Raw genomic sequence first — 24,335 nt, 5'->3', positions numbered from 1 at the left:
GGACGGCTTCCATCAGGAATGTGCACATAATATAAAACAAACAGTCTATACTGTTTTTATATGTATCTGTTACATCAACGGCCTGAGGATCAATACTGAAACAGGATGGCGAGATGACCGGTCGGACAGTCCGCACACAAGTTGAAAAAAGTGCAGAAACCCGTCGACGCATTATGGAGGCGACGGTTCGGCTTTTGCAGTGGCAGGGCTATTCGCGATTGACGACCCCGGCAATTGCAAAAGAGGCCGATGTCTCGCGTGGCGCTTTGACCCATCACTACGCCACGAAGGAAGACGTTGTTGTTGCGGCGGTCGAATATCAGCTCAAGGAAGCCATCGAAACCACGCGCCGATATGTTGAACAGAACGCAGACAAGGATATTTCTGTTGATGAGATTATTGATTATCTGTGGCGTTTGATGGCGGATGGCCTGTTTTATGTAACTTTGGAATGGCTACCGGAAATGCGCCACAACGCGCTTTTCAAAACGCGCCTCATACCGGTTGTTCAAGGCTTTCACAGCTCTCTCAACGAAATTTGGGCCATTATTTCGCGCCGATACCATGCTGATCCAAGACAGGCAGAAGTCGTCCTGAACGCAACAATGTGCCTGTTTCGCGGCATGGTGGCACAGACCATTGTCCGCAAAGATACCGAATATTTCGATGAACTCCTGTCCTTCTGGCGCCAGCTGCTTCGTCAGATGTTTGCCAACGGATTGGGTATCGATATCTCCGCTTGCTCCACCAGAGAAGAAAGATCATGACCTTAAAACTGATTAAAAATGCCCGTATTGTTGATGGCTCGATTGCCGAACCGACGGAGCCGCTCAACATCCTGATTGAAAATGATCGCATTTGTGAAGTATCGGCCGATGCCACATCGCCGGATGCAGAAGTTATGGATGTGCGTGGCAAGACTGTGATGCCAGGCTTGATCGACTGCCATGTGCATGTCATCGCAACCACCACAAATCTTGGCAAAAACGCGGACCTTCCGAACTCTTTGGTCGCGCTGCGTTCGGCAAAGATCATGGAACGCATGTTGATGCGCGGTTTTACGACCGTGCGCGATCTGGGGGGGGCTGATTACGGTTTGGTCGAAGCGGTTGAGCAGGATGGTCTGCCTGCGCCGCGTCTCGTGATTTGTGGCAAGGCCCTGTCGCAGACCGGTGGTCATACCGACTATCGCGGACGCCACAGTCTGCGGTCTGTTGACTATTACAGAGATCAGATCGGTTCGCTTGGCGTGGTTGTGAACGGTGTTGATGAAGTCCGCCGCGCAGCGCGCGAACAGATCAAGGGAGGGGCCGATTTCATTAAAGTGATGGCAAATGGTGGTGTTTCTTCTCCGACCGACCCGATTGCAATTTTGGCCTTCTCAACCGAGGAGCTTAAGGCCGCGGTTGAAGAAGCCAAGAATGCACAGCTTTATGTTTCGGGGCATCTCTATACCGACGAGGCCATTCGCCGTGCGCTTGAGTGCGGTGTTGAATCCATTGAACATGCCAATCTGATGAAGCCGGAAACGGCCAAGCTGATCCGCGAAGCGGGGGCCGTCGTGATCCCGACAAATATCACCTATGACTTGCTGGCGCGTGAAGGTGCCCGGTTTGGCTTGCCTGAGGAATCGGTTGCCAAAATCGAAGACGTTCGTGGTGCTGGTCTTGAATGCCTGACCCATCTGCATAAGGCGGGTGTCGTCATGGGGTATGGTTCAGACCTTCTGGGCGAGATGCATGACCACCAGTCCGAGGAATTCCTGCTGCGCGGTCGTTACCTGCCTGCAAAGGATGTCATCCGGTCTGCTACCATTGATGCAGCAAAGGTGTTGCGCAAGGAGGGTGAAATCGGTGTGATCGCGCCGGGCGCATTTGCCGACATTATTGTCGTTGACGGAAATCCGCTCGACGACCTGTCCTTGCTGACCCGTCAGGGCGTGCATATGCCGCTGATCATGAAGGGTGGCCGCATTTTTAAAAATACAGGTTCCCTGTAAGTCCGGTTCGAAGATCACCGAATTTCAAAAAAAGGAAAGTGCAATGAAGAACGTTACCCTTCCGGTCCTTGCGGTCGTACTCGGGATCGGCGTTACCGGCGCTCATGCCGAAACCAGCCTGGATATGTCGAGCGAATATCCGGTAAGCTCCATTCACGCCCAGACGGCAGATTTTTTTGCCAAAACGCTTGGCGAAGAAACCAATGGCGACATAAGTGTCACCGTCCATCATGGTGGTGCATTGGGCTATAAATCGGTCGATCACTATGACGCTGTCGGGGATGGTGCGGTACAGCTTGCGTCATCCTTCTCGGGCGCATGGTCAGGGATCAATCCAATCTTCCTGGTTTCGTCGCTGCCATTCATTGCGACCTCGATTGAAGATACCCGCAAACTTTATGAAGCAACCCGGCCCTTTTATGAAAAGGCGCTCGAAGAGGACAATCAGGTTTTCCTCTATGCCGCACCTTGGCCGGCTTCTGGTTTTTGGGCCAACAAGCCGATTGATAAACCAGATGCACTTAAAGGTCTGAAAATTCGGACCTATGACACCCCCGGTACCAAGACCCTCCAGAATGCGGGCGCGTCACCGGTTCAGCTCAGCTGGGGCGACATCGTTCCGCAGCTGACGACCAATGGCATCGATGCTGTTCTGACCTCGGCTGACGGCGGTGCCGGGTCGCAGTTCTGGGAATATTTGTCCGATTTTACCGAAGTAAACTATGCGCTTCCGCTTCAGGTCACGCACATGAACCGCGATGCCTTTGATGATCTTGGTGAAGAAGGTCAGAAAGCTGTTCTTGATGCCGCAAAAAAGGCGGAAACATTCGGTTGGGAGGCTCTGGATTCCCGGGTTAAAGCCAACTACGCCAAGCTTGCCGAAAATGGTGTAACCGTTACAACCGGCGTTTCGGCGGATCTTTTGTCGCTGCTGAAATCTTCTGCCGCCCCGGAAGTTGAGCAGTGGAAAGAACGCGTGGGCGACGATGCCCAGACACTGTTGGACACCTATCACGAGCTGCTTGCACAGTAGGGCTCGATATCTTTGAACCGGTATCGGGCATGGTGATACTGTGCCCGGTACGCTCAACGCGAATAGTATCATGAAATCTGTCGTCAAATTCATCGAAAGCCTGTCCAAGCTGGGAGCTGCCCTGGCCGCCATAACCTTGGTAGCAATGGTATTGTTCATTCTTTTTGAGATTGTTCTGCGAACGGTTTTCGACAGTTCGACCTTTATCATGGATGAAATGGTTGGTTATGGCGTTGCAACGGCAACCTTTCTGGCGTTGCCCTATGCGTTGGGCGAGGGAAGCATCATTCGCGTCGAATTGCTCCTTGGGCATGTGTCAGGCAGGCATCGCAAGTTTCTTGAAGCTTTGAGCTGCGTCGTCGGTCTTGGTGTGACCTGGCTTCTGATTTCTTTCATGTGGGTCCGGGTTGCGCGCGACTGGGCCCGAAATACCGTTAGCAGCAGTATTGCCGAAATGCCCATGTGGATACCTCAGGGGATCATTCTTGCCGGGCTCTGTTTGCTGTTTCTTCAGTTGATCGCGCTTCTGATCAGACAATTCATCGCAATCCCCGATCGTGCATCAGATGCCGAAACGCTTTGAAATCATGTCGTTTCGCGCGCTGAAACTGTAATTAAAAAAAACGGGTTTTATCATGGATGCACTTCTTGCTGCGGGATTGGTTCTTGCACTGATTTTCTTGTTCCTTGGGCTCGGGGTCTGGATATTTGTCGGGCTTCTGGCGGTGAGTGGTTTGTCACTTGCCCTACTTGCCGGTATGGATATATCGCGCATCGGTACCATTGCTGCCAATATTGTCTATCGATACTCCACGACCTGGGAATTGGCCGCCATTCCGATGTTCATCTGGATGGGGGAGATCATTTTCCGGACAGATATTTCCGATCGGATATTTCGGGGCCTGACACCATTTGTGAACTGGTTGCCGGGAAGATTGCTTCATACAAATGTACTGGGCTGTACCATGTTTGCTGCAGTTAGCGGCTCTAGTGCTGCCACGGCGGCCACGGTGGGTAAAATCACCACAACGGAACTTTCGCGTCGTGGCTATGATCAATCTTTATCGCTGGGCTCGCTTGCCGGGGCTGGCAGCTTCGGATTGCTGATCCCTCCGTCAATCGTGATGATCGTCTATGGCATCCTGGCCGAGGTTTCGATCAGCCGTCTGTTTGCTGCCGGTGTTCTGCCGGGCATCATGATCGCTGCGCTCTTTTCTGGCTATATTGCCTTTCGTGCCGTGCTGAAACCTGGCATTGCCCCAAAGGCAGAGGCACGGTTCAAGCCTTTGGAATTGATTGGGGCGATTATCGATCTGCTGCCGATTATCACCCTGATGGTGATTGTACTGGGGGCAATCTATTCCGGGATTGCGACCCCGTCGGAAGCCGCAGCTGTTGGTGTGTTCGGTGCGATTGTGATTACCATCTGCCTGCGCCAGTTTTCGGTTGCGATGTTGGTGCGGACCCTGCTTGGGGCCGTGGTCAGCAGTGCAATGATCTGTTCGATCCTGATTGCAGCAGCCTTTCTGTCGACCGCGATGGGCTATCTGCATATTCCAAGTGAAATTGCGCGCACTATCGGTGAATGGCAGTTGTCCCCTTCGATGCTGATTGTGGTTCTGACGCTGTTCTATCTTGTGCTCGGGCTTTTTCTTGATGGTGTTTCGATCATCGTCATGAGTTTGCCGATCACATTGCCGCTGGCGATGCAGGCCGGGATTGATCCGGTATGGTTCGGCATTTTTCTGATTGTGACGGTTGAGCTGGGCCAGATCACACCGCCCGTTGGCTTCAATCTGTTTATTCTGCAAAGCCTGACAGGGCAGTCTGTTGGCCGGGTGGCAAGATATGCGTTCCCGTTCTTCCTGCTGATGCTTGGCGCGATTGCCCTGCTTGTCTGGTTTCCTGAAATTGCCCTTTGGTTGCCGAGTACTCTTTATGACTGATATTGATCTTGTTCGACTGGCGGGGGCATATGCGGCGAAAGCCCAGCCCGAAGCATCACTTGATGCGATAGCCGATCTTTATGATTGCCGGTTTAAACCCCGTCTGATGACGTTCTTTGCCTGGGATAATGGCGACGATATGTGCCGTCGCGTCTGGTCAAATAATCCGGAAAAATATCCGACATCGGCAAAAAAGAAGATGGGACCGACACAGTGGGGGCAAACCGTTCTGCGTGATCAGACGCCATGGTTCGGAAAAAACGAAACGGCCATGCGCGAGGCGTTCCCAGATCATGAACTGATTAAAAGTCTGGGCTGTTCTGCCTGCCTCAGTGTCCCGGTGGTTGCGATGGGCAAGTCAATCGGGGCGATCAGTGTCCTGCATGAGGAAGGCAAATATAGTACATCCGATTTAGGTGATCTTGCTGCCTGTTCAGCGTTGCTTGTCGTGCCGCTTTTGCTGCTGCGAAACCCGATTTAACATATGAATGTGCTTTTTTTCAAAAAAGTTCTTGATTTGTTCTTTTGTGTATGGCATAAGAGACAGGTCAACGGGAGAAAAGCACCCGGACCGAAACCCGCGAGGCCTTGTGCCTCGCGGGTTTTTGCGTTTGGGGCCGGATGAAAGGGGATATCAGGATGCAGCGGCAAAGACATAGACACGGATATGGACAGGGCGGCGGCTGGCGGAGCCATTACGGCGGCATTCTGCCCGAGGAGTAAGAGAACTAAGGAGGGCTAACCCGATCATTTGTCATGACGGGAGAGGTGTGTCTTTTGGGGAAGGGATAAGGTGAAACTGCCGGGAGTGGCAGCAATGGCAGCAGCGGGCCAAGACCCGTCGTTGGTGGACAGGTGGGGGCCTTGCGCCCGAGGTGCGTCCGGGCTTCATCGGTTGCCGGAAGTGCCGCCGTGGCAGGGAGTGACCGGAGCGGGTCGTGGACCCGAAGGCCGTCATCTGGGGAGGACGGCAGACGCCCGAGGTGCGTCCGGGCTTCATCGGTTGCCGGAAATGTCGCCGTGGCCGGGAGTGACCGGAGCGGGTCGTGGACCCGAAGGTCGTCATCTGGCGAGGACGGCAGACGCCCGAGGTGCGTCCGGGCTTCATCGGTTACCGGAAGTGCCGCCGTGGCCGGAGGTGATGGGATTGGGCGGTGAGCCCGAAGGCCGTCAGTTGGCGAGGATGGCAGACGCCCGACGGTTATCAGGAGGGGCTTGGCGGGTAAATGCCTTTGGTCACGATGCAATAGCGCCGCGTCAGTCATGGTCCGGAAATCGGCATGGATTATCCACCGCCGGTTTTCCCATTACCAACATCCCCGTTACCGGATGTTCCGCCACCGCCCGAAACGCCTTCAAGTGCGGTCAGGTGTCTGGTTGACTGTGAAGAAACATCCGATGCGGGCCATGAGGGCATGGACAGTCGTGTTTTTGGGCCGGATATGGGCAATATGCGGGCGCGCAGGACCATATCCGGGCATAAGTATTATTGGGGCCTTATCGGGTAAGTCCCTTCAATTGCCACACAATAACGAATGGCCATTTGCGGCGGGATATTTGGTACATATTTTGTCTGGTTTTCCGGTGTGTCTTCCAACGAGACGAAGCCGCCCATAACGGTTTTAATGATGGTGGTGGTCGGTGGGATGGCAGGCGTGCCCGCAACAATCGTATCCAGATTGCCGAGCGTGACATTTGTTGCCCCACCAGGGCCGTAAAGACGCGCCGTACCCGAGACCGTCGATAACGTGTTGTTCGCCGCGCTGGGGGATGCGTTCGCGCCGCTGGATGTGGTGGCGGAAATCTGCGTGTTTACCGACAGGTTTCCCTGTTGTCCGGAGATAAAGACGTCCACCTTGGTCGTGGTCGGGGTGAAGTCCGCCTGATGGCTGTGCACGGGCAATTCCATAAGCGAGAGGGCGTGGCGCTCGCTGCCGCGCAAATTACCCTGTACAACAGGCGTAAGGCCCGGGCCGGTTCCCGCACCGACCGGCATGAAAGCGCGCAAATCCGGCAGGGCGAAAGTGGTTCGGCCATCGCCGCCATAGATGTCGGAGAATAACGAGAATAACGCTTCGTTCCCGTTAATACTCATCAGCCCTCCATTCGCATCGGCATAGCCGCGCGGACAGAATCGGAACATTCCGGTCATGCAGATTGAACCCAGATACGCATCGGGGCTACACTCGGCCCTTGCAGGCTCGGGCATGAGGATGGCAGCCGTCCCCAGGGCTACCGCGACCATCAAATATCGCCTTGCTGAGATCATCATCATAGTTTCCTTTGTGTTGCGGGCAGCAAAATACGGTGGGATACCGTGACGGGATCAATCCGGTTGGGGCGGATAGAGACCCAGTGTTGCAACACAAAACCTGATCGCGGCCTGCGGGGGAATGTTGGGCTGGGGCAGCCCGCCGCCAGTATCGCCAACACTGACCTTGCCGCCGGTAACCGTGTTGATCTGTGCCGTTCTTGCAGGGATTGCCGGAGTTCCGGTAACAGAAGTTGTCACACCGGCAAGGGGCACATTCGTGCCGCCGCCCGGACCATAGGGGCTTGATGGCGGACCTGCGACCTTGGACAAGGTGTTGTTGGTCGTGCTTGGTGACGTACTGGCACCATTCGCAGTCGAGGCGGAAAAGGTCGTGGTGATGTCTAGATCGCCCGTGCTTCCGGGGATGTCAACCGTCACGGGGGCGGTCGTCGCCTCGAATATTGCTTCATGGGTGTGGCTTGGCATCTGGTCAACAGTCAGTGTGACGGTCTCGGTGCCGCGCTTTTGCCCCAAGGTGACGGTTGTGCCTGTATAGGGGTTTTGGCCAATGCCAACCGGGCTGCGCCCCCGGAAATCGGGTATGCCGAATGTCGTCACTCCATCGCCGCCGTATGTCGTGCCATAAAGCGAATACAGTGCCTGATACTGGTTGATTGGCAGGATCTGTCCTTTTGCTTCGATATATTCGCGCGGGCAGTATGTGAAACCAACCATGCATACCGCACCGACATAGGGTTGATCGCTGCATGCGGCTGCCGGTTTGGGCGCGGATATTGTTGCCGCACCAAATGCCAGCCCGGCCAATGCGGCAAGTGGCAAAAGTTTCAATGATGATTTCCTGATCGGGTACATGATCCCCCCTTATTTGGGACAAAACGAAAACAGCCATCCTCGGGATGGGGTGGTGTTGAGGTGATCCGGGACGTCGGATATCGTATCGGGTTGTTGCCCTGAAACCCGTTGTCCTTCTGCTTGCGACTTGTCAAAACAAGACGCACCACTTCATAGTGGATAAATTATTGTGCGAATTGCAATCTGTTTTAGCGTCAGGGTAGAATTTGTGTTGGTATTATAGTCCAAAAACGTTTGATCTGGCCCGGACTGGGAGGCTTGACTTCAAGCGTTGGAGCGTATCATTGAGGATTACAATGATATCGCTGGTTCAAATCTGACTTTTTCTGACAATTGCGTAAATTTTGCTGAATAATTGCAGTAATCACAGTAATCGCAACATAACTACCCTTTCGAGTAGTTGCAGGATGTCTGTTTTTTCGCGACATATACCATTGAGCAATATTGAATTTTACGGAGGCTCTGATGCCGACAAGTGCCACCCGCGCGGGAATTAAAACACAGTCCGTTCTGCACGTTCAGAGTTTAGCGGATGTTCTGCCCCTGGCGCTTGAGCCCCGTTACATGTTCGACGCAGCCGGGGCGGCGACGGCGGCAGAAAGTGCAGAACAGGCGCAAGCAGACTCGGAAGCTGAAAATGCAACTTCGGGAAGTGCCGATGATACAACCTCTGCGGATGGGGGCGATCAGGAAAGTGCGGCCCTGGCGGCAGCATTGTCACAGGCATCTTCAACCGGTTTTCAGGAAATCCGTGCTGCCGACCCGTCCCAGAATAATGGACGCAAGGAAGCGGTTCTGATTGATACCAGTGTCGCCGACTGGCAAATTCTGGCCAACGGGGTTGCTCCGGGCAAGGCGATTATCCTGCTTGATGGTGCGCGGGACGGTGTTTCGGCTATGGCGCAGTGGGCAGAGGGCAATTCCGGTTACGATGCGATCCATCTGCTCAGCCATGGTTCCGAAGGCCAGCTTCATGTCGGGACGGCAACCCTGACGCAGGAGTCATTGACCGGTCGCGCCGACGAATTGCAGATGCTGGGCAATGCGCTTGCCGAGGATGGTGACCTGTTGCTCTATGGCTGCGATGTTGCCGGTGGTGAGGGGGCGGCCTTTGTGAATGCCCTTGCCACCCTGACCGGTGCCGATATTGCGGCATCAACCGATATGACCGGGACCGCATCGCTTGGCGGGGATTGGGATCTGGAAGCGCATTTCGGGACAATCGACGCCGATGACGCCGGAGAGTTTGCCAACTATTCCGGCATTCTTGAGACAGTTAGCTTTAATTCTGGTGACGTCGATAATTCTGGCGACGGTGTTACGACAAGAACTTTTGAAAGAACTGTTGATGGTCAAACCCTGACATTCTCTTATAAATACTTCTACGATCTTACAGGCGCTGCAGCCGGATACTATCAAGCGTTTGACGGTTCGGTGGGGGATGGCAGTAATGGTACGAAGCTTACCATGGCAATAGCTGATGGTTACAGCTTTGACCTGACTGGTTTCAAGTACTTTACGGAACAAGATGATACCATAACAATCGAAGTGACTTACGCTGATAATTCGACAGCAACAGGAACTCTTCTTGCAACTGAAAATTCGGCGCAAACCATTACCGACTTCTCTGTGTTCAGCGGGATTTCGACAACAAGTCTTAATGACATCAAAAGTGTTGTGATTTCCTCCGTCAATACGGGAAGTAACTCTGGATTAGGTCTCAATGATATTGAAGTTGTTGATGTCAAGGCGATTGTCAGCAACACCGCACCAGCACTGGGCGGTACACCGGCAGATGTTACCGTTACCGAGGATACTCCGACCGCGATTGATTTATCTGCCTATAATGTGTCGGATGGTGAGGGGGATACCATCACCCTGACGCTTGCGGTTGACCGGGGGGCAATTGCCGGTGCGGCTGGCACGGGGATCACGATTACCAATTCAGGCAGCGGGTCCATGACCCTTCAGGGATCGGCGGCGAACCTGAATACCTATCTCAATGACACAACCAAGATCACCTATACACCGGCCAGCAACGATACGACTGCGGCAACCCTGACAGTCACGCCCAATGACGGAACAATAGATGGTACTGCCGATACGGTGACGATCAACATCACGGCGGTGAATGATGCGCCGACGGCCAGTGGTGTTCCGACCGATGTGACGGTGACAGAAGATACCATCAGCGATTTTGACCTGTCGGCGGTCACGATTGCCGATGTTGATGGCGATAACCTGACGGTGACGATTGTAGTATCAGCGGGGACGTTTGCGACCCCTGTTGATGGTTCGGGTGTTGGCAGTGGCGTGACAGCAACCCTTGTTAACGGCACGACCATTACGCTTGCAGGCAGTGCAGCGGATATCAATACCTATCTCGATACCACCAGCAATATCCGATATACTGGCGCGTCGAACGTATCGGGCGATAATGCCGCGACCTTTACGATCAATGCCAATGACGGCACGACAAACCCGCAGATCGGCAGTGGCAATATTGACATTACCGCCACCAACGATGCGCCGACCGTTACCGGTGTTCCGACCGATGTGACGGTGACCGAGGATACGGCCAGCGATTTCGATCTGTCTGCTGTCAGTTTTGCCGACATTGACGGCGACAGCCTGACGGTGACGATTGCCGCATCCGCCGGGACGTTTGCGGCGACTTCGTCGGGCAGTGTTACGGTGGGCGGTTCTGGCACCGGCACGCTGACACTGACGGGCACGGCAGCCAATATCAACACATGGCTCGATACCACCAGCAATATTCAGTATACCGGCGCATCGAACGCGGCGGGTGATAATGCGGCAACCTTCACGATCAATGCCAATGACGGTACGGTCAATCCGCAGGTTGGCGGTGGCAATATCGATATTACCGGTGTCGATGATGCGCCGACGGTAACGGGTGTTCCAACCGATGTGACGGTTGCCGAAGACACAGCCAGCAATTTCGATCTGTCTGCCGTTACCTTTACTGAGGTTGATGGCCAAAACCTGACGGTGACAATTGTGGCTACTGCCGGGACATTTGCCGCAACCTCGTCGGGCAGTGTGACGGTGGGCGGTTCGGGCACCGGCACGCTGACACTGACGGGCACGGCAGCCAATATCAACACATGGCTCGATACCACCAGCAATATTCAATATACCGGTGCATCGAACGTATCGGGCGATAATGCCGCGACTTTTACCGTCACTGCCAATGATGGTACGACCGATTCCACCGTCAGCAATGGCAATATTGACATTACCGCCACCAACGATGCGCCGACCGTTACCGGTGTTCCGACCGATGTGACGGTGACCGAGGATACGGCCAGCGATTTCGATCTGTCTGCCGTTACCTTTGCCGACATTGACGGTGACAGTCTGACGGTGACGATTGCGGCATCCGCCGGGACATTTGCCGCGACCTCGTCGGGCAGTGTGACGGTGGGCGGTTCTGGCACCGGCACGCTGACACTGACGGGCACGGCAGCCAATATCAATACGTGGCTCGATACCACCAGCAATATTCAGTATACCGGCGCATCGAACGCGGCGGGTGATAATGCCGCGACCTTCACGATCAATGCCAATGATGGTTCGGTCAATCCGCAGGTTGGCGGTGGCAATGTCGATATTACCGGAACCAATGACGCGCCGACGGTAACGGGTATTCCGACCGATGTGACGGTGACCGAGAACACGGCCAGCAATTTCGATCTGTCTGCTGTCAGTTTTGCCGATATTGACGGCGACAGTCTTACAGTGACGATTGCGGCATCCGCCGGGACATTTGCCGCGACCTCGTCGGGCAGTGTGACGGTGGGCGGTTCGGGTACCGGCACGCTGACGCTGACGGGCACGGCAGCCAATATCAACACATGGCTCGATACCACATCCAATATTCAGTATACCGGCGCATCGAACGCGGCGGGCGATAATGCGGCAACCTTTACGATCAATGCCGATGACGGTACGGTCAATCCGCAGGTTGGCGGCGGCAATGTCGATATCGTCTCTGCTCCGGTGATCGGCAATCTGAATGGGGATAGTGTCACCTATACCGAAGGCGGCGGCGCGGTTGCCATTGATGCCGGAACGGCGGCGACCGTTGCCGATAGCGACAATACCGATTTCAATGGCGGCAATCTGACCGTCAGTATCACAGGCGGCGGCAATGCTGCGCAGGATATCCTGGGGCTTTCGACCGGGGGCACGATTACGCTTTCCGGCTCAACTGCGGGCTCGACTGTCAGTGTCGGTGGCACCGTGATCGGTACGCTGGCCAACAATATTGCCGCAGGCAACAATCTGGTGATCAATTTCGATGGCAACGCCACCCCTGCACGGGTCGCGAGCCTTCTGGCGGCGATCCAGTACAGCAACAGCAACGCGGATGATCCGACGACAGGGGCGCGGACGGTACGGGTGACGGTTACCGATGCGTCGGGTGGTTTTACCTCCGCCCCGGCTGATGTTACGGTCAATGTGGTGGGTGTGAATGATGCGCCGACGGTTTCGGCCACTGGTGGCACTCCGACCTTTACCGAAAACGGTACGGCGGTTGATCTGTTCTCTGGTGTCACGATCAGCACGGGTGAAAGCGGTCAGACGATTTCGGGCATGACCTTTACGGTGACCAATGCCGAAGCCAGCGACAGCATCACATTTGATGGTAAGGCGATCTCGCTTGTCAATGGAACCGGGTCCACTGCCACCAACGGACTGACCTATAACGTTTCGGTTACGGGCGGTGTTGCGACCATCACGATTACCGGCGGTACCCTGAGTGCGGCGGATGCGCAAACCGTGGTCGATGGCATGACCTATGCGTCAAGCAGTAACAATCCCGGCACATCGAGCCGTGTTGTGACCCTTACCGGCATTAGCGACAGCGGCGGTACGACCAACGGTGGTTCGGACACCGCAAGTGCGTCCATCGCGGCGACGGTTGCAGTCGGTGCCGTCAATGATGCGCCGGTCAATACCGTACCGGGGGCACAGACCGCCGTTGTTGGCGAGGCAAAGGCGATCACCGGCATTTCGGTTGAGGATGTCGATAGCGCGACGGTGACCACCACAATTTCGGTGCCCAGTGGACATGGAACATTTACCACGACCGGCAATGCGAGCATCACCGGGGGTGGCACCAATTCCATCGAGATTTCCGGCAGTGTCGCCGATGTCAATGCGACGCTGGCCAATCTGCGGTTTACGGCGGCAGCTTCCGGTTCGCGTACGATTACCGTGGAAACATCGGACGGCACTGTGAGCGACAGCGATACAATCACTGTCAATGTTACCGCCCGACCGGCCATCACCGACCTTTCGGGGGACAGTGTTGCCTATACCACCGGTGAAAAGGTCAAACTTGATGTCGGGCAGAATGCGGCCATAGTGGATGCGGATTTCGTTGCGGGTGGTTTCAGTAACGGCGGGAACCTTACGGTCAGCATCACCGGGGGCGGTAACGCAGCCCAGGATATCCTGACACTTGATACCACCGGGACTGTGACCCTTGACGGGACGGATGTTCGGGTTAACGGGACTGTCATTGGTACGCTCGAAAATCCGATCGGGGCGGGAAGTACGCTCAAGATCAACTTCAACACTTCTGCGGAACCGTCAAATGTTCAGACGCTGATACGTGCGCTGTCCTATGAAAACAGTTCGGGCACACCGGCAGGCGGGAACCGGACGATCAGCGTGACGTTGACCGATATCAGCGGAAACACCAGCACGGCCAGCACGGTGACGGTACGGGTGACAGAGCCGGTGGCCGAAACGCCACCACCGCCTCCGCCGCCGCCTGCGCCGCCACCGACACCGGTCGTAACGATCCCGCCGATCCTGCAAACGCCGGGATCGGGTGGGGACGCGGGAACGCCGGTCAGCAGTGCGCTTAGCGGCGGATCGAATGGCAATGGTTCTGGCGGGCAGTTCAACTCCGGCGGCCCGATCCGGACCACCGTGACCGGCCAGTTGGGCAGTACCAGCCCGATCGACAATACCGGCACGCCGGTTTCGACAGGGCTTGGCGTCAACCAGGCCGGAAGCGGGCTGGGTGTTACCAGCGGACTGGGAGGTAACGGCGGTGGTGCTGCTTTGACCGGTGGCGGATTTGGCAGCGGCGGCTTGGGCGGTGGCCTTGGTGGCGGCGGACTAGGTGGTGGCCTTGGTGGTGGTTTGGGCAGCGGCGGCTTCGGCGGTGGATTTGGCGGCGGTGCCGGTGGCGAAGCGGGAACCGGAACACCTGTTGGCAATGACGGTATTCTGGGCGCGCCCTCAACCGGGGGCGAGGCTCCGGGTGGCGAAGGTGGCGAAGGTGGCGACGGTGAAACCCCGACTGGCGAGGGTGGCGGTGATCAGGCCATGATCGATGGTAACGGTGAGGCAGAGCTTGCCGCGGCACTTGACGATTTCAGCGCGCAACTGGCAGCCTTTGGCGATGCCGCCGAAATGGAAACGATGCTGCTTGACCAGGTTCTGGGCACGTATCGTATTCCGGCGTGATGATTTGCTTGATGACTTGAGTAATGATTTTCCGGCGGTCGACCCTGTCTGACTGCCGGAATGAGGGAATGTCCCGACCGGTTTCGAAGAGCCCGGGCGGGATCGAGATGGAAAGAGGGATGTTGCGGTTTTGGACAGAATCGCAACAGACCCGGATGACGCATCGGATAGCCGCGTATCTGTCGGGCAGAGATGCGGGAGTTTGAATTTACTTGGGGGAATACCGTCTTGGTTTATCGTGCTTTGAAGTTTCCCGGAACTTTCCGAAAATGGCGGAATGTGGCGGTCGCGCTGACTGCGGCGGCAGTATTATCGGCCTGTGCGGTTGCGCCGGAGCCGTTGACGGTTTCGGAAAATAATGCGCGGGTTGAAAATGATCTGAAGCGCCTGTTTGAAAAGCAGGAAAAGATCACCGGGCCGCTGACGCTTGAGGAAGCGATAGCGCGTGCGCTTAAATACAACCTTGATCATCGGCTCAAGCTGATGGAAGAAGCCGTTGCGATGGGGCAGCTTGACGTTGCCAATGTCAATCTTCTGCCCGACGTGGTTGCCAGTTCCGGCTGGACACAGCGCAGCCGGTCAGACTCGACCTATAACGAGAGCAAAACCTCGACATCCACCAGTTCGGACAAGAAAGTCCGCGATAGCGACCTGACGGTAAGCTGGAATGTTCTGGATTTTGCCATTGGCTATATGCGTGCCCATCAGCAGGCGGACATGGCGCTTATCGTCAAGGAACGCCGTCGCCAGGTGATCCATAACGTGATCAATGATACGCGCAGTGCCTATTGGCGCGCAGCCGCAGCCGAACGGGCGCTGGTGCAGTTCAAACCGGTCCTGGAAAAGGTTCGTACGGCACTTTCGCGTTCCGAAACGCAGGTGCGTGAACGGGTTGGTGCGCCGCTTGATGCGCTGACCTATCAGGAAGATCTTCTGTTGACCCTGCGTGAACTTGAAACCCGTCAGCGTCAACTGGTGGAAGCCCGCACCGAACTTGCCGTTCTGATGAACATTCACCCCGATAGCGATTTCACGGTTGCGGCCGCGGTTGAACCGGAAACCGGTTCAATGCCGGTTCTTTCGATGAGTGCCGAGGAACTTGAGCTGGAGGCGTTGAAAAACCGTTCGGAACTGCGTTCGGAAGCCTATCAGTTGCGGATCAATCAGCAGGACGCAAAGATCGCCATCCTGCAGATGGTGCCGGGGCTTAATTTCAGTGCCGGTATCAATCACACCACGGACAGCTACAAGGTCAATTCCGACTGGTATGAAGGGTCGCTTGATCTTTCGTGGAACCTGATGCAGTTGTTCAAGGCACCGGCAAACATGCGCCTTGCCGACAGCCAGATCGAACTTTCGGAAGTGCGGCGTCTTGCGCTGAGCATGGCGGTGATCAGTCAGGTCAATATCGCGCAACTGCGGTTTGCCTTTGCCAAGCGCGATTATGAACTGACCGACCGGATCGCATCGGTGCAGGACCAGATATCGGAAACCGTCAATGCCAGCCAGTCGGCCAATGCGGTCGGCGAGGGGCAGGCGATCCGTGCCGATGTCCGTGCGTTGCTCAGCAATCTGCAACGCGACATGGCCTATGCCGACATGCAGGCATCCTATGGCCGTCTGTTTGCCTCGATCGGGGCAGATCCGTTCCCGAACGATATCCCTGATGATTCTGTCGATACGCTTGCGCAGACGGTCGGCGATGTTCTGTCGCGCTGGAACCGGGGGGATTACGATGCACCGGTCACCGTTGCCGAAGACGTTGGCGATCCGGCATCAGAAAATGAAATGAAGCAGGCTGCTGTTCAGTGATGCTTTTTAGCCTGACGTCGTTGCGCGGATTTCGGGTTCAGTCCCCGGGCCGCACATTCAAGTCTGCCGCAAGCATGTTTTGCATGCTTGCGGTTTCGGCTTTGTTGTTTCCGGTTCTGGCAGATGCGCAGGAACCACTGCAAGCGCGTGTTCTGGTGACCACACAGGATCGCGCCGTTCTTGCCGGTGAACTGGCCGCGAGAATTGATAAAATGACGGTCCGTCCGGGCCAGAAGTTCAAGCAGGGCGATTTGCTGATTTCTTTTGATTGTGCGGCCTATAAGGCACAACGCGCAACGGCGGCGGCCGACTATCGCCAGGCCGATGCCCAACTGAAATCCCAGCAGCGGCTTTTTGAATTGCGCAGTGTTGGCGAGCTTGATGTTGTCATGGCGCAAGCAGCAAAGGAGCGGACACTGGCGCAGTTGCAGCTTCATGATGTGTATCTTGATCGCTGCAAGATCACGGCACCCTATGACGGGGCTGTTGTCCAGTGGCTGAGCCAGCCCTATCAGATTGCCAATCCTGCCGATGAACTGATGGAAATCATCGGTTCGGGCAATCTTGAACTTGAACTGATCGTGCCGTCAAGCTGGCTGTCATGGCTTTCGACGGGGCAGAGCTTTCAGGCGCGGATCGAGGAAACGGGATCGGTCATTGCGGCAACCACCGAAAGGATCGGTGCTGATATTGACCCGGTCAGCCAGACGGTTAAAGTCTTTGCAGCCATCAATGGCGATGCCGGGAAGCTGTTGCCGGGCATGAGCGGTGTTGCTGTTTTTGAACCGGAATCCTGAGCGTTTCCGGCACAGGGCGAAGCGGCACGCGACCAGAACCGACGGGTAAAATGAGCACCATTACAGCATCCGCAATTTTGCTGGGCATCGAAAAGTCCATCCGCCAGGCCCGGGATATGACCGCACTTCAGTTCGTGGCCGTTACGGAAACACGCCGACTGATTTCCTATCAGCAGGCGGTGTTGCTTTCGCATGGGCTGGATGGGAAATTGCGGGTGGTGGCTGTTTCAAACGTTCCGACGGTGGACCGCAATGCCCCCTATATCCGGTTCGTCGAAAAGCTTGCCAACCGGCAGATTACCCCCGATCAGAAGAAGATATTTTCGCGTGCATCGGATGGTGCTGATGTCGAAGCGGACTGGCGGGAGTTTCTTCAGGACAATATCCTGTCTCAGCCTGTTCTTGCCCCGGATGGCACATCGCTTGGCCTTCTGTTACTGATCCGGGCCCCGGAATGGCAGGACGGGGAACTGCTTCTTGTCGAACAACTGACCGATGCGCTTGGCCATGCGTGGAATGCGCTTCGCCCGCGCAAAAGGCGGGGCGGATTGTTTGAGGCCGGGAAAAAACGCCGCGCCGTTCTGGCCGGTGTTTTCGTCGGCCTTGTTCTTGTGTTGGCCATCCCGGTTCGGCAAAGTATTATTGCCCCGGCAACGGTCATGCCGCGCGATCCGGTCATGATTGCCGCCCCGATCACCGGGGTTATTCGCGAAATCAGTGTTCGTCCGAATGCGCCGGTCGAAAAGGGCGATCTTCTGTTTTCGTTTGAAGGTGCGGAATTCAAGGCAAATTACGAGATAGCGTTGCGCGCGGTCGATACCGCCGAGGCGGAACTGCGCCGTGCATCGCAGCAGGCATTCGGGGATGCCAAGGGCCGGGCCGAGGTTGCGCTTTCGCAGACGCGTCTGGCATTGCGTCAGGAACAGGCCGAATTCAGCCGCTATCAGCTTTCGCAGATCGAGGTCAGGGCACCGCAATCGGGTATTGCGATTTTCAGTGATTCCAATGACTGGCGCGGGCGGCCTGTTTCGACGGGTGAGCAGGTCATGGCCATTGCCGCCCCCGATGCCGCCGAGCTTGGTATTTCCATTCCGGTTTCCGATGCCATCGCCCTGCAATCGGGGGCGGAGGTCCGGCTGTTTCTGGATGTTGATCCGCTTGGTTCGATTGACGCAACGCTTGAATATGCCGCCTATCAGCCAAAGGAAACGCCAGAAGGCATATTGGCCTATCAGGCGGTGGCGCGCTTTGACAGCCCGGATGACATTCCCCGTATCGGGTTGAAGGGATCGGCGAAAATCATGGGGGATCGTGTTCCGCTGGCGCTGTTCCTTTTCCGCCGTCCGCTTTCAGCATTGCGCCAGATGATCGGGTTTTGATCTGCCATGGCAATCGCACCGCAGGGGAACGCAAAAGAGCTGGTTGTGCCGCCACTGCGCGAGGATCTGAGGCTTCTGCCCGCCGGGACCGATGAATATGGCGCGCCGTGCTGGACGATCCATGATCCGGTGCGCAACCGGTATTTCCGGATCGGTTATGCCGCGTTTGAAATGCTGCGCCGGTGGCCTTTGCGCCAGGGGCAGGCAATCATCGAGCGCATTTGCCGCGATACGGTTCTGAGCGTTGACGAGGCCTCGCTAAACGGACTGATAAAGTTCCTGCATGGTAATGGTCTGTTGCAGCGCGACAGCAACGAGACCGTGGCCGAGTTTTCGCGCATTGCCAATGCGGGCAAACCGCCCTTCTGGAAATGGGCGATCCACAATTATCTTTTTGTGCGTGTGCCGCTGGTTCATCCGGACGGTTTCCTGCGCAAGACCCAGCCGATTGCCGATATTATCGCATCGCGCGCGGTTCAGTTGGGCGTGCTGATCCTGGGGTTGATCGGCATTTTCCTGACCTTGCGTCAATGGGACCTGTTTGTGTCGACATTCATGGGCTTTGCCAACTGGCAGGGCGTGGTGTGGATGGCGGTGACACTTACGCTTGCCAAAATCCTTCATGAATTCGGGCATGCCTATAGTGCGGCGCGCTATGGCTGCCGGGTGCCGTCGATGGGGGTTGCGTTTCTGGTGATGTATCCGGTGCTTTATACCGATACGTCCGATGCCTGGCGGATCATCAGCAAGGAAAAAAGGCTGCGTATTGCGGCGGCCGGTATCCGGGTTGAGCTGGCACTTGCGCTGCTGGCGACTTTTTTCTGGCATCTTGTGCCGCCCGGGCCGTTGCAAAGTGCGGTGTTCCTTCTGGCGACGACAACCTGGATCACAACACTTCTGATCAATCTAAGCCCTTTCATGCGGTTTGACGGCTATTATCTGCTGTCGGATTTTCTGGGTATTGCCAATCTGCAAAACCGGTCCTTTGCCATGGCGAAATGGACGATCCGCGAGACGCTTTTCCGGTTCGGGCATCCCGCCCCCGAACCGATGCCACGCAAAAAGCGGCGAATGCTGACGGCGTTTGCGATTGCGGTCTGGATTTATCGCTTCTTTCTGTTTCTTGGCATTGCGCTGGTGGTTTACCACCTGTTCTTCAAGGTTCTTGGCATTATCCTTTTTGTGGTCGAAATCGCATGGTTCATCGTCATTCCGGTTTTAAATGAAATGAAACACTGGTGGAAAGACCGCCATAGCGCAAAAGTCACACCGTCGCTTGTCGTGACGGGATTTCTGTTGGCTGTTCTGACCGTTCTGACATTCGTGCCGTGGCAATCGCGTGTTTCGGCAGATGCGGTGCTTCAGGCCAGCAATGATGCGGAGATCATCAGCACGGTTGCAGGCCAGGTTGTCGAAATCACGGTCAAAAAAGGGGACCGGGTCCGGGCCGGTGATACGATTGCCATTCTGAGCGCGCCGGAACTTGATGCCGAACACCGCATTCGGGAGCTGGAGCTTGCCGAGGCGCGGATATTGCTGGCGCAGACCGAGGCGAGCCGGGATAATCTTGGCGACTATGCCGCCCGTCTTCAGGAAATGCGGCGTCTGGCGGCGCGGATCGTTGCCCTTGAAGCGCGGCAGGATCTTCTGACCCTGCGTGCGCCGATTGACGGCATGGTGCGCGAACTGGCCGATGATATCCGGGTTGGCGACTGGATTGCACCGCGCACCCAGCTTGCGCGGATTGTCGGTGCCAGCGAACGGGCGTCATGGGAAGTTGTCGCCTATGTCTCCCAGCGCGATATTGCGCGTATCGGCAACCGGCCATCGGCAAGGTTCTATCCGGAACAGTTTACCCAACCCGTTCTTGACATCGAGGTCGAGACTGTCGAGCGGTTCAACAGCACCTATATCGAGACACCAGCCCTTGTATCCACCCACGGCGGGACAATTGCCGCGACTGCGGACAGGGATGGCCGATACACCCCGCATGATCCGGTTTTCAAGCTGGAGGGGATCGTTGCGACGGATAGGGAAAGTCCCCCGGCCGGCGAGGGTTTTTCGATGATGCAGCGCGGCAGGCTGCAGATTGATGCCGAGCCCATGAGCTGGGCGCGCCGCCTTTATGAAGCGATAGTCGCAGGCTTTATCCGGGAAGTCAGTTTTTAGAGGGATTGTCCGGATCGATCATTTGAGCAGATTTCATTTAAGTAATTAATATTACAAAATATTTGTTTGTCGTTCCAGGTATGGAGCGCCGGACTGGATGCCTGCCGTCGCATCCAAATGACAAAACCCTGCCGATTGGCGGGGTTTTGTCATTTGGGTCCTGGATTACGGGGCAGCTGGGCGAGGAGACGCGCGCGTCCACGCGATCTCCACATAACCTGCACCCAACTTTCATTGCGGCGTGAGATGGTGCTTGAAGAAAGCAATCATGTTCACAGGGATTTTTTCAAAACTCGCAAACGACCCGCCCACGGCTAACCATCTGGCTGATGTGGCGGGGTTATCGAGATCAGTCGTCTCGGGGCGAGAGTGAACCCGATTGAACGACGATCTTCTTTTCTGGTCAATAAATGTCGGTTGGTAAAAACAACAATGAAACTGTCAAATAGCATTGGTCGAACTCTGATCATCGCAGGCGTAATTGCTGTGGCGCTGGTGGCAATGGCGTCGGCCAGCGGTGTTCTTGAGGAAGAGCCGCAGGCATCCGTGCTTACCGAGTTTGTTTCGCTCGGCACAATCGAGGAAACGGTTCTTGCCAATGGTGAACTCGAACCTGCCCGGATCGTCAGTGTCGGTGCGCAGGTTTCCGGTCAGTTGAAAACCTTGCATGTTGAACTGGGTCAGAAAATCAAGGCCGGGGATCTGATCGCCGAGATTGACCCGACGGCACAGGCATATGCTCTTCGCATCGCAGAGGCGGCACTTGCCAATGTGAAGGCGCAGCGCAAGGCGCGTGGTTTTGAACTCAGGCGGGCTGAGCAAGCCTATGACAGGCAGAAGAGCATGGCCCGTCAGCGTGCGGCGTCAGTCGCCGAGCTTGAGACGGCGGAGGCGGCGTTCAAAGTCCTGACGGCTGATATCGAGGCGTTGGACGCGCAGATTGCCCAAGCCACAGTGGAGGTCGAGAACGCGAAAGCCAACCTTGGCTACACGAAGGTTACCGCGCCGATGGATGGGGTTGTGGTTGCGGTCGTTACCAAGGCTGGCCAAACACTGAACTCCAATCTGGCCGTGCCGACGATCATTGTGCTGGCCGAGCTCAACGTCATGCAGGTTAAGGTAAGAATATCAGAAGCCGATATTACCCGCGTAAAACCCGGCCAGATCGTGCGTTTCACGATCATGGGCGAAACCCATCTTCCGACGGTCGGCAGATTGGAGCAGATTGCGCCCGCCCCGACATCAATCGCGACAGAATCAACGACGGCCTCCACAACCGCAGGGCAGGCAACACAGGCTGTTTATTTCAACGGAATATTCACAACGCCCAATCCTGATGGCCGACTGCGACCCATGATGACTACTCTGGTGACCATTGTGGTGGGGCAGGCAGAGGACGTGCCGCTGGTGCCATGGTCAGCGTTGACCGAGCGCGATCAGAACGGTCGCTATCGCATTAGTGTCCGCTCCTCTTCTGGCGAAATTTCGGAGCGCCTTGTCACAATAGGACTGACTGACCGGATCAAGGCGCAAGTGATCGATGGCCTGCAGGTCGGCGAGGAGGTTGTCATTCCGGCAGATGGTCAGGCATCGGACTCTAACGCTATGGAGATGATGTGAGCGCTTTACTGGAAATAGAGAACGTCACACGGCTGTTTCAGACGGGCGAAGAGACCATTTCCGCGCTTGCGGGGATCAATCTTCATATCGACAGTGGTGAACTTGTCGCGATTGTGGGCGCAAGCGGATCGGGCAAGTCGACGCTCATGAATATTCTTGGCTGCCTTGATCAGCCGACTGCGGGCGATTACCGTGTCGGTGGGCGCAGTGTTGCCGGTTTGAGCGCAGACGAACTGGCAGCGTTGCGAAGGGAGCATTTCGGCTTCATCTTCCAACGCTATCACTTGCTCGGCACGCTCAACTCGACTGACAATGTCGCGATGCCAGCCGTTTATGCAGGCCTTGATACCGCCTCCCGGCGCGAGCGGGCCCGGTCACTTCTGGAGCGTCTCGGCCTTGGCGAGCGCGTCGATCACCGTCCAGGTCAGCTTTCCGGCGGTCAGCAGCAGCGGGTGTCGATTGCTCGCGCGCTTATGAATGGTGGGCGTATCATCCTTGCCGACGAGCCGACCGGAGCGCTTGACAGCAGAAGCGGTGAAACCGTGCTTGAGATTCTCAAGGAGCTTCATCGGGACGGCCATACGGTCATTATCGTCACCCACGATATGGAGGTCGCGGCCCATGCTGATCGCATCATAGAAGTCCGTGACGGTCTGGTTCTGTCTGACCAGCGATGCCGCGAACCTCTGGTTGGTGCTCCCTTACCTTCCTTTGCACGTTCCGGGTCTGTTGGCGTGCTGGCAGGTTTCCATCGACGGTTTGCAGAAGCTTTTCCCATGGCGTTGCGCTCGATGGCGGCTCATCGGGTCCGCACATTCCTGACCATGCTGGGGATCATCATTGGCATTGCTGCCGTGGTTTCAGTCGTCGGTCTGGGCGAAGGGACACGCCAGCGGGTCCTTGCCGAGATCAGCGAACTTGGTGCCAGTACACTTTCCATTTATCCCGGGCAGGGTTGGGACGACGAGCGCGCCGACAGCATCAGGACGCTGGTTGTGTCCGACGCCGAGGCTTTGTCTGCGCAAAACTATATCGACAGCGTTACGCCACTGGTGTCGACGAGTGCGCGCATTCGGTTCGGCAGCACTTCCATGTCGGCCAACGTTGACGGTGTCGGTGAGGATTATTTTCGGGTAAACGGCCTCAAGATCGTGCAGGGCAACGGCTTCACGGCCGACAGTATCGCCGAGCGTCGTCAGGAGGCCGTGATAGACGACAGAGCCGCAACTACGCTTTTTCCGGGTAGTGAATCTCCGCTTGGCAAGATCATCATGATCGATCGCGTGCCGGTGGTCATCATCGGCACGGTGGCCCAGCGTTCCGGCATGTCGGGCAAAACCCTGCAAATATACCTTCCCTATACTGCTGTGGCCGGCAGGCTGCTTGGGGCGGCAACGAGCCTTGCCGGGCTGACCGTTCGCATATCTGACAATGTTGACACGATTGTTGCCGAACGCGCGATTGTCGGTCTGATGACACGCCGTCACGGTATACAGGACTTTTTTGTCTTCAACAGTGACCAGTTGCGCCGGATCATGGAGAAGACGTCGCGGACGATGACGCTGCTGATTTCTTCGGTCGCGGTCATTTCGCTGATCGTTGGTGGGATCGGCGTTATGAACATCATGCTGGTTTCCGTCACCGAGCGTACCCGCGAGATCGGCCTGCGCATGGCGGTCGGCGCACGGCGTATCGACATCATGCTTCAGTTTCTGATTGAAGCTGTCACGATTTGCATTGCCGGATCTCTGCTTGGCGTTGGAGTGGCGCTTGGCGCGGCTGCTACGTTTGGGGGGCAGGGCAGTTCATTCCCGATGATCATTTCGATCGACGCCATCCTTTCCGCCTGTCTGGTCGCACTTCTCATCGGCCTCGTTTTCGGTTTTCTGCCTGCACGCAATGCCTCGCGGCTTGATCCGGTCGTTGCGCTTTCCAGAGAGTAG

15 protein-coding genes are annotated in these 24,335 nt (G+C 56.2%); 13 read left to right on the top strand and 2 right to left on the bottom strand.

Going from position 1 to position 24,335, the window contains the following annotated elements:
• Positions 1-113: 113 nt before the first annotated feature.
• The 6 genes from IT971_RS14690 to IT971_RS14665 all read left to right on the top strand — a co-directional run bounded on the left by IT971_RS14690 (position 114) and on the right by IT971_RS14665 (position 5,459).
• Entirely contained in the window at positions 114-767 is a 654-nt protein-coding gene (locus tag IT971_RS14690) for a TetR/AcrR family transcriptional regulator (protein ID WP_063093974.1), read from the top strand.
• On the top strand, positions 764-1,999 hold the full coding sequence (locus IT971_RS14685) for an amidohydrolase family protein (RefSeq protein WP_037991771.1): 1,236 nt from the start codon (positions 764-766) through the stop codon (positions 1,997-1,999). The genes IT971_RS14690 and IT971_RS14685 overlap by 4 nt, the downstream gene beginning before the upstream one ends.
• A 43-nt stretch (positions 2,000-2,042) precedes the next feature.
• Positions 2,043-3,032: a TRAP transporter substrate-binding protein gene (locus IT971_RS14680; protein WP_037991770.1), complete on the top strand. Its 990-nt coding sequence runs from the start codon at positions 2,043-2,045 to the stop codon at positions 3,030-3,032.
• 70 nt (positions 3,033-3,102) lie between these two features.
• Complete coding sequence (locus IT971_RS14675; protein WP_063093976.1) at positions 3,103-3,615, top strand: TRAP transporter small permease subunit; 513 nt, start codon at positions 3,103-3,105, stop codon at positions 3,613-3,615.
• Between the two features lie 52 nt (positions 3,616-3,667).
• Positions 3,668-4,978, top strand: a complete 1,311-nt coding sequence (locus IT971_RS14670; RefSeq protein WP_037991768.1) for a TRAP transporter large permease — start codon at positions 3,668-3,670, stop codon at positions 4,976-4,978.
• Entirely contained in the window at positions 4,971-5,459 is a 489-nt protein-coding gene (locus tag IT971_RS14665; RefSeq protein WP_063093978.1) for a GAF domain-containing protein, read from the top strand. The genes IT971_RS14670 and IT971_RS14665 overlap by 8 nt, the downstream gene beginning before the upstream one ends.
• Before the next feature lie 1,005 nt (positions 5,460-6,464).
• Here the strand turns inward: IT971_RS14665 and IT971_RS14660 are convergent.
• Together IT971_RS14660 and IT971_RS14655 are read right to left on the bottom strand one after the other, a co-directional pair.
• On the bottom strand, positions 6,465-7,253 hold the full coding sequence (locus IT971_RS14660) for a phage tail protein (protein WP_082822675.1): 789 nt from the start codon (positions 7,251-7,253) through the stop codon (positions 6,465-6,467).
• Between the two features lie 51 nt (positions 7,254-7,304).
• Positions 7,305-8,081 (bottom strand): phage tail protein, encoded by a 777-nt coding sequence (locus IT971_RS14655; protein WP_063093984.1) that lies wholly within the window; start codon positions 8,079-8,081, stop codon positions 7,305-7,307.
• Between the two features lie 489 nt (positions 8,082-8,570).
• On the opposite strand from IT971_RS14655, the gene IT971_RS14650 reads away from it, so the two are divergent.
• The 7 genes from IT971_RS14650 to IT971_RS14620 all read left to right on the top strand — a co-directional run bounded on the left by IT971_RS14650 (position 8,571) and on the right by IT971_RS14620 (position 24,335).
• The gene (locus IT971_RS14650; RefSeq protein ID WP_065702070.1) at positions 8,571-14,615 is read left to right on the top strand and encodes a DUF4347 domain-containing protein; all 6,045 of its coding nucleotides are present in this window, start codon (positions 8,571-8,573) and stop codon (positions 14,613-14,615) included.
• 279 nt (positions 14,616-14,894) lie between these two features.
• On the top strand, positions 14,895-16,427 hold the full coding sequence (locus tag IT971_RS14645; protein WP_063095495.1) for a TolC family protein: 1,533 nt from the start codon (positions 14,895-14,897) through the stop codon (positions 16,425-16,427).
• An 83-nt stretch (positions 16,428-16,510) separates the two neighbouring features.
• Complete coding sequence (locus tag IT971_RS14640) at positions 16,511-17,224, top strand: efflux RND transporter periplasmic adaptor subunit (protein ID WP_158526688.1); 714 nt, start codon at positions 16,511-16,513, stop codon at positions 17,222-17,224.
• A gap of 50 nt (positions 17,225-17,274) precedes the next feature.
• Entirely contained in the window at positions 17,275-18,603 is a 1,329-nt protein-coding gene (locus tag IT971_RS14635) for an efflux RND transporter periplasmic adaptor subunit (RefSeq protein ID WP_063095499.1), read from the top strand.
• Between the two features lie 6 nt (positions 18,604-18,609).
• Positions 18,610-20,772 carry an HlyD family efflux transporter periplasmic adaptor subunit gene (locus tag IT971_RS14630; protein WP_063095500.1) on the top strand — a complete coding sequence of 721 codons (2,163 nt, stop codon included), beginning with the start codon at positions 18,610-18,612 and terminating at the stop codon, positions 20,770-20,772.
• Between the two features lie 432 nt (positions 20,773-21,204).
• A complete protein-coding gene (locus tag IT971_RS14625) occupies positions 21,205-22,392 on the top strand; it encodes an efflux RND transporter periplasmic adaptor subunit (RefSeq protein WP_063095502.1) in 1,188 nt (395 codons plus the stop codon).
• Positions 22,389-24,335 (top strand): MacB family efflux pump subunit, encoded by a 1,947-nt coding sequence (locus IT971_RS14620; RefSeq protein WP_063095504.1) that lies wholly within the window; start codon positions 22,389-22,391, stop codon positions 24,333-24,335. Before IT971_RS14625 ends, IT971_RS14620 begins: the two co-directional genes overlap by 4 nt.

Source organism: Thalassospira sp. B30-1, from assembly GCF_015767575.1.
In the GTDB taxonomy this organism is placed as follows: domain Bacteria; phylum Pseudomonadota; class Alphaproteobacteria; order Rhodospirillales; family Thalassospiraceae; genus Thalassospira; species Thalassospira xiamenensis.
Note: the sequence above shows the minus strand (reverse complement) of the source record. Positions and strands in the feature narration are given on the sequence as shown.